The sequence below is a fragment of the Rhodovulum adriaticum genome (assembly GCF_004345735.1).
Lineage (GTDB): Bacteria > Pseudomonadota > Alphaproteobacteria > Rhodobacterales > Rhodobacteraceae > Rhodovulum > Rhodovulum adriaticum.
The window spans coordinates 116,607-129,711 of record NZ_SLXL01000008.1 but is presented as its reverse complement, the minus strand read 5'-3'; the positions used below and the strand labels follow the sequence as shown (position 1 = coordinate 129,711).

The 13,105-nt window shown below is 66.1% G+C and carries 13 protein-coding genes; 8 read left to right on the top strand and 5 right to left on the bottom strand.

Annotated elements, in window-relative coordinates; all coding sequences use genetic code 11:
- The first annotated feature begins 357 nt into the window (after nt 1-357).
- The 3 genes from EV656_RS11650 to arsJ are packed head-to-tail and all read left to right on the top strand — an operon-like array spanning nt 358 to nt 3,451.
- A complete protein-coding gene (locus EV656_RS11650) occupies nt 358-1,197 on the top strand; it encodes an arsenate reductase/protein-tyrosine-phosphatase family protein (protein WP_132604086.1) in 840 nt (279 codons plus the stop codon).
- Entirely contained in the window at nt 1,194-2,192 is a 999-nt protein-coding gene (locus EV656_RS11645) for an ArsJ-associated glyceraldehyde-3-phosphate dehydrogenase (RefSeq protein WP_132604083.1), read from the top strand. Before EV656_RS11650 ends, EV656_RS11645 begins: the two co-directional genes overlap by 4 nt.
- Nucleotides 2,189-3,451: an organoarsenical effux MFS transporter ArsJ gene (gene arsJ, locus EV656_RS11640; protein WP_132604080.1), complete on the top strand. Its 1,263-nt coding sequence runs from the start codon at nt 2,189-2,191 to the stop codon at nt 3,449-3,451. The genes EV656_RS11645 and arsJ overlap by 4 nt, the downstream gene beginning before the upstream one ends.
- Before the next feature lie 10 nt (nt 3,452-3,461).
- Here arsJ and polA read toward each other — a convergent pair whose 3' ends face one another.
- Nucleotides 3,462-6,275 (bottom strand): DNA polymerase I, encoded by a 2,814-nt coding sequence (gene polA, locus EV656_RS11635; RefSeq protein WP_132604077.1) that lies wholly within the window; start codon nt 6,273-6,275, stop codon nt 3,462-3,464.
- A gap of 82 nt (nt 6,276-6,357) precedes the next feature.
- The gene (locus EV656_RS11630; RefSeq protein WP_132604074.1) at nt 6,358-6,567 is read right to left on the bottom strand and encodes a zinc-finger domain-containing protein; all 210 of its coding nucleotides are present in this window, start codon (nt 6,565-6,567) and stop codon (nt 6,358-6,360) included.
- An 89-nt stretch (nt 6,568-6,656) separates the two neighbouring features.
- On the opposite strand from EV656_RS11630, the gene EV656_RS11625 reads away from it, so the two are divergent.
- A complete protein-coding gene (locus tag EV656_RS11625; RefSeq protein WP_132604071.1) occupies nt 6,657-7,601 on the top strand; it encodes an ABC transporter ATP-binding protein in 945 nt (314 codons plus the stop codon).
- Complete coding sequence (locus EV656_RS11620; RefSeq protein WP_132604068.1) at nt 7,598-8,146, top strand: pseudouridine synthase; 549 nt, start codon at nt 7,598-7,600, stop codon at nt 8,144-8,146. Before EV656_RS11625 ends, EV656_RS11620 begins: the two co-directional genes overlap by 4 nt.
- A gap of 89 nt (nt 8,147-8,235) precedes the next feature.
- Here the strand turns inward: EV656_RS11620 and EV656_RS11615 are convergent, their stop codons facing one another.
- Complete coding sequence (locus EV656_RS11615; RefSeq protein WP_132604065.1) at nt 8,236-9,231, bottom strand: adenosine kinase; 996 nt, start codon at nt 9,229-9,231, stop codon at nt 8,236-8,238.
- Complete coding sequence (gene nth, locus EV656_RS11610; RefSeq protein WP_132604062.1) at nt 9,228-9,872, bottom strand: endonuclease III; 645 nt, start codon at nt 9,870-9,872, stop codon at nt 9,228-9,230. The genes EV656_RS11615 and nth overlap by 4 nt, the downstream gene beginning before the upstream one ends.
- A gap of 123 nt (nt 9,873-9,995) precedes the next feature.
- Here nth and EV656_RS11605 point away from each other — a divergent pair, with 123 nt between their 5' ends.
- From EV656_RS11605 to EV656_RS11595, 3 genes are all read left to right on the top strand, one after another.
- Nucleotides 9,996-10,838, top strand: a complete 843-nt coding sequence (locus EV656_RS11605) for a methylated-DNA--[protein]-cysteine S-methyltransferase (protein ID WP_132604059.1) — start codon at nt 9,996-9,998, stop codon at nt 10,836-10,838.
- Nucleotides 10,839-10,943: 105 nt separating this feature from the next.
- Nucleotides 10,944-11,609 (top strand): YiaD family glycine zipper/OmpA-like lipoprotein, encoded by a 666-nt coding sequence (locus tag EV656_RS11600; RefSeq protein ID WP_132604056.1) that lies wholly within the window; start codon nt 10,944-10,946, stop codon nt 11,607-11,609.
- An 85-nt stretch (nt 11,610-11,694) separates the two neighbouring features.
- Nucleotides 11,695-12,465 (top strand): FadR/GntR family transcriptional regulator, encoded by a 771-nt coding sequence (locus tag EV656_RS11595; RefSeq protein WP_132604053.1) that lies wholly within the window; start codon nt 11,695-11,697, stop codon nt 12,463-12,465.
- Nucleotides 12,466-12,534: 69 nt separating this feature from the next.
- Here the strand turns inward: EV656_RS11595 and EV656_RS11590 are convergent, their stop codons facing one another.
- Nucleotides 12,535-13,101, bottom strand: a complete 567-nt coding sequence (locus EV656_RS11590; protein WP_132604050.1) for a F0F1 ATP synthase subunit B — start codon at nt 13,099-13,101, stop codon at nt 12,535-12,537.
- Nucleotides 13,102-13,105 lie beyond the last annotated feature (4 nt).

Sequence of the window (13,105 nt, the reverse complement as noted above, 5' to 3'; positions counted from 1 at the left end):
TCCGTCCCTCAATGTCCGAACCTTCAAACCTCAGCGGCCCGCCGGTCCGTCCCGCCAGCGCCTCAGCGCCGCCGGTGAAGGGGTGTTTACGGATATGAGCCGAGAGCCGCAAGCCCAAATCGTAAAAAATGTGACAGAAATTTAGACCCTCACTGCGAGCGGCCGTCACATCGGCGTGATTTCAATGTGTTACGCTTGATTTTGCTCAACTTTCGGGGCGGTGGGCCGCGCCACGCAGCGCCCGGATGGCCTGAACAGGTGGGAATCGGGGCCTGACCGCGATTTCCGGCTGGCACAGGGCGGGGTTCACGGCATGCGACGCTTGACAGAGGACTTTATTTCGATATTTCTTGAAATATGGAAAATGAAATCGTCACCCGACTCGCGACCTTGGGCCATCCGCAGCGGCTGGCCATTTTCCGGCTGTTGATGCGCCGCCACCCCAACCGCGTTCCCGCCGGCGAGATCGGCGAGGCGCTGAACCTGAAACCGTCGACCTTGTCGGCCTACCTGTCGGCCCTGATGCGGGCCGGCCTGGTCACGCAGGACCGCCAGGGCACCTCGCTGCGCTACCGCCCGGACATGGCGGCAGTCGGCGAAACGCTGGACTACCTGCTGCTCGATTGCTGCCGCGGGCGCGCAGAGGTTTGCGCGCCCTTCCCCCTTCCCTCTTCATCAGGATCCGAGACCATGTCTGACCGCAAATACAACGTGCTGTTTATCTGCACCGGCAACTCTGCCCGTTCGATCTTTGCCGAATCCATTCTGCGTGACTGGGCCGGTGCGCGTTTCACCGCCTATTCCGCCGGGACCAAGCCCTATTCCGAACTGAACCCCTTTGCCGTGCAGGTGCTGCAGGACAAGGGCCACGACACCGCGATCCTGCGCGCCAAGAACGTGGCCGAGTTCCAGGTGCCGGACGCCCCGGTGATGGATTTCGTCTTTACCGTCTGCGACCAGGCCGCGAACGAGGAATGCCCGCCCTGGCCCGGCCAGCCGATCAGCGCCCATTGGGGCGTGCCCGACCCGGTCAAGGCCGAGGGCAGCGACGCGGAAAAAAGCCTGGCCTTCCAGCATGCCTATGGCGCGCTGAAAAACCGGATCAAGGCCTTCGCCGCGCTGCCGCTCGACCAGCTGGACCGCATCGCCCTGCAAAAGGCAGTTGACGACATCGCCAAGGATGAGGCCCCCGCATGACCACCTATGCACTGAACGGCCTGGGCCGCATCGGGAAACTGGCGCTAAAACCCTTGCTGGAACGCGGCGCCGATATCGCCTGGATCAACGATGCGGTGGGCGACCCGGAAATGCACGCGCACCTGCTGGAATTCGACACGGTGCATGGGCGGTGGGATGCCACCTTTGCCCATGATGCGGACAGCGTGACGGTGAACGGCACCCGCCTGCCCGTGCATGGCGCCGCGCGGATCGAGGATCTGCCGCTGGATGGCGTGGACGTGGTCATCGACTGCACCGGCTATTTCAAGACCGAGGCCAGGATCGCCCCCTATTTCGCGGCCGGCGTGAAAAAGGTCGTCGTGTCCGCCCCGGTCAAGGACGGGGACGCGGCCAACATCGTCTACGGCGTCAACCACGACATCTACGACCCCGCCCGCCACCGCATCGTGACGGCGGCCAGTTGCACGACCAACTGCCTGGCGCCAGTGGTCAAGGTCATCCATCAGGAGCTGGGGATCGAACACGGGGTCATCACCACGATCCACGACGTGACCAACACCCAGACCATCGTGGACCGCCCGGCCAAGGATCTGCGCCGGGCGCGCTCGGCGTTGAACTCGCTGATCCCGACCACCACCGGGTCGGCAACGGCGATCACGCTGATCTACCCGGAACTGAAGGGCAAGCTGAACGGCCACGCGGTGCGGGTGCCGCTGCTGAACGGGTCGCTCACCGACTGCGTGTTCGAGGTGGCGCGCGAAACCACCGCCGAAGAGGTGAACGCCCTGCTGAAATCTGCCGCCGACGGCCCGCTGAAGGGCATCCTGGGCTACGAGGAACGGCCGCTGGTCAGTGCGGACTATGTCAACGACACGCGCTCGGGCATCGTGGATGCACCGTCCACCATGGTTGTCGATGGCACGCAGGTTAAAATCTACGCCTGGTACGACAACGAGATGGGCTATGCGCACCGGCTGGTGGACGTGGCGTTCATGGTGGGGGACAGCCTGTGACCCACCGCCCCGAGGGATTGTCCGCCTATATCGCCGTCACCGCGGCCTACTGGGCCTTCATGCTGACCGATGGCGCGCTGCGTATGCTGGTGCTGCTGCATTTCCACACGCTGGGGTTCAGCCCGGTGCAGCTGGCATACCTGTTCGTGCTGTACGAAATCGCGGGGATGGTCACGAACCTGTCCGCCGGGTGGCTGGCCGCACGCTTCGGGCTGACCTCGACCCTGTATGCGGGGCTGGGGATCCAGGTGGCCGCCCTGATCGCGCTGGCCTTCCTGAACCCCGACTGGGCCATTGGGCTGTCGGTGGCCTATGTGATGGCGGTGCAGGGGGCCAGTGGCGTGGCCAAGGATCTGGCCAAGATGTCCTCCAAATCGGCGGTGAAACTGCTGGCCCCGAAAGAGGATGGCGGCCTGTTCCGCTGGGTCGCGGTGCTGACCGGGTCGAAAAACGCGGTCAAGGGCGTAGGCTTTCTGCTGGGGGCGGCGCTGTTGGGCACGCTGGGGTTCACCTGGGCGGTGCTGGGCATGGCGGCGGTGCTGGCCGTGATCCTGATCGCCGTGCTGATCGCCATGCCGCCGGGCCTGCCCAAGGGGCGCAAGGGCGCCAAGTTCGCAGAGGTCTTTTCCAAGTCGGCCAACGTGAACTGGTTGTCGGCGGCCCGGGTGTTCCTGTTCGGCGCGCGCGACGTGTGGTTCGTGGTCGGCATCCCGATCTACTTCTACGCCGTGCTGTCTGACGGGTCAGAGGCCGGCAACCGCGCGGCCTTCTTCCTGATCGGGACGTTCATGGCGGGCTGGATCATCCTCTATGGCATCGTTCAGGCCAACGCGCCGCGCCTGTTGCGCGCCAAATCCCGCCCCGAGGGCGATCTGATCGCCGCCGCCCGCCGGTGGGCGCTGATGCTGCTGGCGGTGCCTGCGGTACTGACGCTGGCCACGCTGGTGGCGGACGGCCCGGCGCCCTGGCTGACGGTGACGCTGGTTGCGGGGTTGCTGGCCTTTGGCGCGATCTTCGCGGTCAACTCCTCGCTGCATTCCTACCTGATCCTCGCCTTTACCCGGGATGAGCGGGTGACGATGGATGTCGGCTTTTACTACATGGCCAACGCGGGCGGGCGGCTGGCGGGCACGGTCCTGTCCGGCCTGACCTACCAGGCGGGCGGGCTGGCGCTGATGCTGGGCACGGCGGCGGCGATGGTCGGGGCCTCTGCGCTGGCGGCGGGGCGGCTGCGGCCAGAGGGCACCGCCACCGCCTGAAGATTGCCGGTCAGTGTGCCTGGGCCCAGTTGGCGCCCTGACCGGCATCCACAACCAAGGGTACGTCCAGATGCACCGCAGGGCTGGCCGCACCCTCCATCACCGCGCGCACGGCCTCGCTCACCTCGTCGGCGGCGGCTTCCTCCACCTCGAAGATCAATTCGTCATGCACCTGCAACAACATCTTGGCGGGCAGGCCGGCCAGCACCGGGGGCAGGCGCACCATGGCGCGGCGGATGATGTCGGCGGCCGTGCCCTGGATCGGCGCGTTGATCGCCGCACGTTTGGCAAAGCCCGCGCGCGGCCCCTTGGCGCTGATCTCCGGGGTGTGGATGCGCCGCCCGAACAGGGTCTGGACATAGCCGTGTTCCTTGGCAAAGGCGACGGTCGCGTCCATGTAATCCTTGATGCCCGGGAAGCGTTCGAAATAGCGGTCGATGAATCCCTGCGCCTCTGACCGGGGGATGCGCAGGTTGCGCGCAAGGCCAAAGCCGGAAATGCCGTAGATCACCCCGAAATTGATCGCCTTGGCCTGGCGGCGGATCTCGGGCGTCATGTCGGCCATCGGCACGTCGAACATTTCCGACGCGGTCATGGCGTGGATGTCCTGCCCCTGCCGGAACGCCTCTTTCAGCGCGTCGATGCGCGCGATATGGGCCAGGATGCGCAACTCGATCTGGCTGTAATCCAGCGACAGCAGAACCTTGCCCTCTTCCGCGACAAAGGCCTCGCGAATGCGGCGCCCCTCTTCGCTGCGCACGGGGATGTTTTGCAGGTTCGGATCGGTCGAGGACAGCCGCCCCGTGATCGCCCCCGTGATGACATAGGACGTATGCACCCGCCCCGTGTCGGGATTGATGTGGTCCTGCAAGGCATCGGTATAGGTCGATTTCAGTTTCGACAATTGCCGCCAGTCCAGCACGCGGGCGGGCAGGTCGTGCCCCTCGGCGGCCAGATCCTCCAGCACGTCGGCGCCGGTGGCATAGGCGCCGGTCTTGCCGCGCTTGCCGCCCTCCAGCCCCATCTTGTCGAACAGGATTTCACCCAGCTGCTTGGGCGAGCCGACATTGAAGGTTTCACCGGCAAGTTCGTGAATCTCTGCCTCCAGCGCGGCCATCTTCTGGGCGAAGGCGTTGGACATGCGGCTCAGCGTATCGCGGTCGACCTTGATGCCGTGCATTTCCATCTGGGCCAGCACGGGCACCAGGGGGCGTTCCATCGTCTCGTAAACCGTGGTCACGCGGGCGCGGTGCAGCTGCGGTTTGAACAGTTGCGCCAGGCGCAGGGTGATATCCGCATCCTCGGCCGCGTATTTCACCGCCTCGTCGATCGGCACCCGGTCAAAGGTGATCGCCGATTTGCCGGACCCCAGCAGCGACTTGATCGGGATGGGGTCGTGTTCCAGGTAACGTTCGGACAGCGTGTCCATCGAATGGCCGTGCAGCCCCGCGTTCATCGCGTAGGACATCAGCATCGTGTCGTCGATGGGCGCCACCTGCACCCCGTAGCGGGCCAGAACCTTGGCGTCGTATTTCATGTTCTGGCCGATCTTCATCACCGCCGGATCTTGCAACAGCGGCTTCAGCATCTCCAGCGCCTGCTCCAGCGGCATCTGCCCCTCGGCCAGCGCGTCCGCACCGAACAGATCGCCCTCGCCCGTCTTGTGGGCCAGCGGGATGTAACAGGCCTGTCCCGGCTCAACCGACAGGGAAATCCCCACCAGATCGCAACGCATTTCGTCCAGCCCGGTGGTTTCCGTATCCACCGCCACCCAGCCCCGCGCATTCGCCCGGTCGATCCACACCTGCAACGCCTGCGCATCCCGCACGCATTCATAGGCCTCGGGGTCAAAGGGCTGATTGGCGGGCGCGTCCGGTTCCGCGGACGGGTTGGCCCCCGCCGGGTTGGTGTCGCCGATCACCGGCGGTTCGGCGCCCAGGCTGTCGGCGATCCGCTTGGTCAGGGTGCGAAATTCCATCTGCGCCAGAAACCCCAACAGGGCATCGGCATCGGGTTCCCGCACCTCCAGATCGTCCAGGGTGAAATCCAGCGGCGTATCGGCGTCCAGCGTCACCAGCTTTTTGGACAGTTCGATCTGCGCGCGATGCTCGATCAGGGTCTGGCGCCGCTTGGGCTGCTTGATCTCCTCGGCCCGGTCCAGCAGCGTTTCCAGATCGCCGAAATCGTTGATCAGCAGCGCCGCGGTTTTTACCCCGATGCCGGGCGCGCCGGGGATGTTGTCCACGCTATCGCCGGCCAGCGCCTGCACGTCGATCACGCGGTCCGGGCCAACGCCGAATTTGGCCTCGACCTCTTCGACGCCAATGCGCTTGTTCTTCATCGCGTCCAGCATCTCGACGCCATTGCCGACCAGTTGCATCAGATCCTTGTCGGAACTGATGATGGTCACCCGCCCCCCGGCCGCTGTCGCCTGACGGGCCAGGGTGGCGATGATATCGTCGGCCTCGTAATTCTCTTTCTCGACGCAGGCGATGTTGAAGGCGCGGGTCGCCTCGCGCGTCAGGGGGATCTGCGGGCGCAGATCCTCTGGCATGGCATCGCGGTTGGCCTTGTATTGATCGTACAGATCATTGCGGAACGTGTGGCTGCCCTTGTCGAACACCACGGCCACATGGGTCGGCGCATCGGGGCCTGCGTTATCCTCCACATATTTATGGATCATGTTGCAGAACCCGCTGACCGCCCCCACGGGCAGCCCGTCGGATTTGCGCGTCAGCGGCGGCAGCGCGTGGAACGCCCGAAAGATAAAGGCCGAGCCGTCGATCAGGTGCAGATGGCAGCCCTTGCCGAAATTGCCGCTCATGGTCCGTTCCCCCTTGGCCGTCTTGTCCCGCTCTTGCCACGAAGCGGCGCAAGGTGCCAGCCGGTCGCAAGGGGGCGTCGGATCACTTCACCTTGTCGGCGCAGCTTTCATGCACGAACCGCTTGTCGCAATAGCCGCATTCCACGAAACCCGTGTCCCGCGGGATGGTCAGCCAGACGCGCGGATGACCCAGGCCCGGGCCGGGCCCGTCGCAGGCCACGCGCCAGGCGCTGACGATTTCGGTTTCCGGGGGTGCGATGGTATCGGGGTCTTGATCGGTTTCTGCGGCCATATCCTGCCCTCCTCGTTGCCGGGGCGACGGGGTCGCCTTACCTGAGGGGGCATGATAGCGAGGACCGGACAAGCGGCAAGGGGGCAGAGATGGGCGAAAACGCGATCGAGATCGAAGGGCTGACCAAGACCTATGCCGCCAGCGGCAGCCAGCCCCCCAAACAGGCGCTGAAGGGCGTGAACCTGGACATTCCCGCCGGGTCCATCTTTGGCCTGCTGGGGCCAAACGGGGCGGGGAAATCCACCCTTATCAACATCCTGGCCGGGCTGGTGGTCAAGACAGAGGGCCGCGTGCGCATCTGGGGGTTCGATCAGGACGTGAACCCGCGCCAATCGCGGGCATCCATCGGGGTGATGCCGCAGGAATTGAACATCGACCCCTTCTTTACCCCCCGCGCCGCGCTGGAGGTTCAGGCAGGCCTGTACGGCGTGCCGAAATCCCAACGCGTGACCGACCGCATCCTCAAGGCCATCGGGCTGGAGGACAAGGCAGAGGCCTATGCCCGCAACCTGTCGGGCGGCATGCGGCGGCGGCTGCTGCTGGGCAAGGCGCTGGTCCATCGCCCACAGGTGCTGGTGCTGGACGAACCCACCGCGGGGGTCGATATCGAGCTGCGCCAGATGCTGTGGGCCAATATCCGCCGCCTGAACCAGGAACAGGGCACCACCATCATCCTGACCACGCACTATCTGGAAGAGGCGCAAGAGATGTGCGACGAGATCGCCATCATCAACCATGGCGAGGTCATCGCGCGCGACACCACCTCTGCGCTGATCGGGCGGATGGATGCCAAAACGCTGGTGATCCACCCCGAGGACTCGGTCGCCCTGCCCCAGATGCCCGCCGGGGTGGACAGTTGCCAGCGCGCCGACGGGGCGCTGTGCTTTACCTACCGCCGGTCAGAGATTGCCACCGGCGCCGTGATCGAGGCCGTGCGCAACGCCGGCATCGTGATCCGCGACATCGCCACCCAGGAACCGGACCTTGAGGATGTGTTCGTCGAGCTGACCTCCGAAAGCAAAGGCGCGGCGTGAGCCGGATCATCCTGTTCAACAAACCCTGGGGCGTGCTGTCGCAATTCACCGATGACGGCCCGCCCCGCCCCGACCGGCAGACCCTGGCGGCCTATATCAACGTGCCGGGCGTTTATCCGGCGGGCCGTTTGGACCGCGACAGCGAGGGGTTGCTGATCCTGACCGATGACGGCCGCTTGCAGGCGAAGATCGCCAATCCGAAATACAAAAGCCCCAAGACCTACTGGGCGCAGGTCGAAGGCGTGCCGGACGACGCGGCACTGGACGCGCTGCGCCGGGGCGTGACGCTGAAGGATGGCCCGACACGCCCGGCCCGCGCGCGCCGCATGGACGAACCGCCGGGGCTGTGGCCGCGCAACCCGCCGGTGCGCTATCGCAAATCGGTGCCCGATACCTGGATCGAATTGACGATCACCGAGGGCCGCAACCGGCAGGTGCGGCGGATGACGGCCGCCGTTGGCCACCCCACCCTGCGCCTGATCCGAGCGCGGGTCGGGCGGTGGGAACTGGGGGATCTGCCGCCGGGGGAATGGCGGGACGGATAAGCGCGGCGCCGGACGGCGCGCGCATCGGCGGAGCGGGCGCTGCCCGGACCGCACGCGGCCCGGGCACCTTCAACCCGGCTGAAAAGCGTTCAGATCAGCCCGTGTTCCTTGAACAGCGCAGTCAGGTCTGCCTCGGCCCGGGCGCCGATATGGCTGATGATCTCGCTGGCTGCGACACAACCCATGCGACCCGCGGTTTCCAGATCGTGCCCGTGGGTCACGCCATACAGGAACGCCGCCGCGAACAGGTCGCCCGCGCCGGTGGCGTCCACCACCTGCGTCGGCACCGCCGGGACGTGCCAGTGATTGCCCTCGGACAACACATGCGCGCCGTTCTCGGAATCGGTGCAGGCGACGATGTCGATCTCGGCGGACGCGCGGCTCAGCGCCTCGTGGAAATCCTCGGTTTCATACATCGACAGGATCTCGGCGCGGTTGGCGAACAGCATGTCCACATCCTCGCGGATCATCTTGCGGAACGCGTCGCGGTGGCGTTCCACGCAGAACGGATCGGACAGGGTCAGCGACACGCGCCCGCCTGCGGCCTTGGCCGCGCCGATGGCCTTGGCAAAGGCCTCGTGGCTGTCCGGCCCGTCGAAACGGTAGCCCTCAAGGTAGATCCATTCGGCCCCGGCCATCAGGCGTTCGTCGATATCGGCGGGCGTCAGGTGTTCCGTCACGCCCAGATAGGTGTTCATCGACCGCTCGCCATCGGGGGTGACCAGCACGATGCAACGCCCGGTCTCGCCCTCGGCCGCCTTGGGCGCGGGCGTGGTGTCGAAATCGGCCCCCTGCGCGCGCAGGTCATGGGCAAAGATCGTGCCCAGCTGGTCATCCTTGACCTTGCCGACATAGGCGGTGCGCCCGCCCAGCTGCGCGATCCCGGCAATCGTGTTGGCCGCCGACCCGCCCGAGATTTCCTGCGCCGGGCCGATCTGGCCGTAAAGCTGCACCGCGCGTTCCATATCGATCAACTGCATGATGCCTTTGCCGATGCCGTGGCTTTCCAGAAAGCTTTCCTCGGCATGGGCCAGAACGTCGACAAGGGCATTGCCGATACCGACAACGTGATAGGCTTTGGTCATTGGGTCTTTTCCTCGAATGGGCACAGGTCGCGGATCAGGCAGGTGGGGCACATGGGCTTGCGCGCCTTGCAGTGATAGCGCCCGTGCAGGATCAGCCAGTGATGGGCGTGGCGCTGAAACTCTGCGGGAACATTATCCTCGATGGCGCGTTCCACGGCATCCACCGTCTTGCCCGGCGCGATGCGGGTGCGGTTACCGACGCGGAAAATGTGGGTATCGACCGCCTGCGCGGGCAGGCCCCACCACATGTTCAGCACCACATTGGCGGTCTTGCGCCCCACGCCGGGCAGCGCTTGCAGCGCCGCGCGGGACGAGGGCACCTGGCCGTCGTAGTCATCGACCAGGATACGCGACAGCTTCATCACGTTCTTGGCTTTGTTGCGATACAGGCCGATCGTCTTGATATGCGCGATCAGCCCGTCCTCGCCCAACTCCAGCATCGCCTGGGGGGTGTCCACCTTGGCAAACAGGCCCCGCGTGGCCTTGTTCACCCCCGCGTCCGTCGCCTGCGCGGACAGCGCCACGGCGACCAGCAGGGTATAGGCGTTTACATGTTCCAGCTCGCCCTTGGGCTCGGGCTCTGCCGCGTGAAAGCGGGTAAAGATCTCGTGGATCGTATGATAGTCCAGCGGCTTGGCCATGCCCCCTCTATGCCCGCAGCCTGCCATGGGGGCAAGGGCGGCGCGGCGGCATTTGCCGCAGGTTCCGGGTCGCGCGGGGCGGGCCGCGCGCCTATTCTCATCCGACAAGGAAAGGGACCGGCCATGGACCAAGAGGCAAGCTATCACTACGCGGTCATCCGCCGTGCGATCGACCGGATCGACGCGGCAGGCGGGCAGACGCTGGCGCTGGACCAACTGGCCGCCGAAATGAACATGAGCCCCGCCCATTTCCAGCGGGTGTTTTCCGCCTGGGTCGGCGTTTCGCCCAAACGCTATCAGCAATACCTGACGCTGGACCACGCCCGCGCCCTGCTGCGGGACCGCTTCACCACGCTGGAGGCCGCGCACGCATTGGGGCTGTCGGGCACGGGCCGCCTGCACGATCTGTTCCTGCGGTGGGAGGCGATGAGCCCCGGCGATTACGCCCGCCACGGCGAAGGGCTGGCGATTTCCTACGGGTTCTGCCCCAGCCCCTTTGGCGAGGCGCTGGCCATGGCAACGGACAAGGGGCTGTGCGGCCTGGCCTTTACCGGGGAAATCGGGCGCGAGGCCGCCCTGGCCGACATGCGCGCCCGCTGGCCAAAGGCCCGGTTCGGGGAAAACCCGGACCAGGTGGCGCCGCTGGCGGCGGCGGCGTTTGTGCAAAAGGGCGACCTGCGGCTGCACCTGATCGGCGCCCCCTTCCAGATCAAGGTATGGGAGGCACTGCTGCGCGTGCCCTCGGGCCATGTCACCACCTATTCGGAAATTGCCCGCGCGGTGGGCAACCCGCGGGCGGTGCGCGCGGTGGGCAGCGCGGTCGGGCGCAACCCCATCAGCTATCTGATCCCCTGCCACCGCGCCCTGCGCAAGGATGGCGCCCTGGGGGGCTATCACTGGGGGCTGGGCGTCAAGCGCGCCATGCTGGCCCACGAAAGCGCCCGGGCCGAGGCCATCGGCGCGTGACAGATCCATCGGCAAGGCTTTGCCCATGCCCTCGCGCCGGGGGACCAGGGGCCTTATATTCGTCCCATGTTCGATTTGAACGGACGACAATGACATGAGGCAGACATGACCCGCATTTCCCGCATGACCCTACTGGGCAGCGCCGCGCTGCTGGCGCTTGGCGCCTGTACCGACCCTTCGGTCAACACCGGCGACCCCAAGCAGCGCACCAAGGAGGGCGTGGCCATCGGGGCAGGCCTGGGCGCGCTGACCGGCATCCTGCTGGGCGACAACAAGCGCGACCGCCGCACCGGCGCCATTGTCGGGGCGGTCGGCGGCGCCATCGCCGGGGGCGTGATCGGCGAGCGGCTGGACCGGCAGGCGGCAGAGTTGCGCCAGGACTTCGGCAGCGACGAGATCAGCGTCGTGAACACCGGGTCCGAACTGGTGGTAACCATGCCCCAGGACATTCTGTTCGCCACCGACAGCGCGGCGGTGCGCGCGGACCTGCGCGCCGATCTGCAGGTTCTGGCCCGCAGCCTGGGCCGCTATCCCGACACGACGGTCGATGTCATCGGGCATACCGACAACACCGGCGCGGCCAGCTACAATCAGGATCTTTCGGCCCGGCGGGCCGGGGCGGTCTCGGCGGTGCTGACCGGCGCGGGGGTTGATACCACGCGGATCCGCTCCTTCGGTCGGGGCGAGGATGAGCCCGTGGCTTCCAACCTGACGCCCGAGGGCCGGGCGCAGAATCGCCGGGTGGAAATCGTGATTCGGCCCACGGCCTGATCCTGCGGCGGGCGGCCTTCGGGGCGCCCGCCATTGCGCCCCCTGCAAAGCGGTCATATGTTTTGACCAAAGCAGGAGCGCACCAATGCCATTCCAGAAGATCCAGCCCGAGAAACTTGCAACCGCCGTGGTTCGGCAGATCGAACTGCTGATTCTGCGCGGTGTTCTGCGCCCGGGCGAGCGTCTGCCCTCGGAACGCGACCTGTCGGAAAAGCTGGGCGTGTCGCGCCCGTCGCTGCGCGAGGCCATCGCGGAATTGCAGCAGCGCGGCCTGCTGGTCAGCCGCGCCGGCGCCGGCATCTACGTGGCCGAGGTTCTGGGCAGCGCATTTTCGGACGCGCTGGTTCGCCTGATGGGCACCCACGAAGAGGCGCTGTTCGACTATATCGCCTTTCGCCGCGACTTGGAGGGGCTGGCCGCCGAACGGGCCGCGCGCCTGGGGTCGGACACCGATCTGAAGGTGGTCGACACGATCTTTCGCAAGATGGAGGCCGCGAACGGCAAGCGGAATCCCAGCGACGAGGCGCACCTGGACGCGGAATTCCACCTGGCGATCATCGAAGCCAGCCACAACGTGGTGATGCTGCACATGATGCGCGCGATGTTCGATCTGCTGCGCGAGGGCGTGTTCTACAACCGCCAGATCATGTTCCGGCAACGCACGACTAGGACCATGCTGCTGGACCAGCACCGCGCCATCAACGACGCCCTGCAAGACCGTGACCCCGCTGCGGCGCGCGCCGCCGTCGAACGGCATCTGAGCTATGTCCAAAAGGCGCTGTCCGACAACCTGCAGGCCGAGCGGAACGAGGCCATCGCCCGCCAACGCCTGGAACACGAGCTGGGCAAGGGCTGACAGGCCCGAAACGGTAAAGGCCCGGCGTCGCGAAACGCCGGGCCTTCTGTAATCTGGTCAACGGACCTGTCAGTGCAGCTTCAGCTTGCCCTGAACCTCGCCGATGGCCTGGTCCACCAGCTTTTCGCTGGTTTGCGGCGTCATCTGCTGGGCGATCACGTCACGCGCGGCGGCAACGGCCACGATGACGGCCCGGTCGCGCACGGCTTTGACGGCACCGGCCTTGGCCTGTTCGATCTGCTCGTCGGCATTGGCCAGGCGACGCTCGATCGCGGCGGTCAGGTCGGCCTTGCCCTTCGCGGCGGCGGCTTCGGCCTCGACGCGGGCGGTATCGACGATCCGCTCGGCCTGTTCCTGAACCTCTTTCTGCTTGCGCTCGTAAGAGGCCAGGATGGTCTGGGCCTCTTCGCGCAGCGCGCGGGCCTCGTCCAGATCCTTCTGGATGCCCTCGGCGCGCTTGTCCAGCATCCCCATCAGCTTGCCCGGAACGCGCAGGTAGATCAGCACGGCCAGGAAGGCGAGGAAAGAGATCAGCACCACGAAGTTGGTGTTGAAGAGCGAGAAGAACGGCCCCGATGCGGCCAGCGCCGGACCGGCCAGCACGGCAAGGGGCAGAGCGAGAACGAGTTTCTTCATCGGT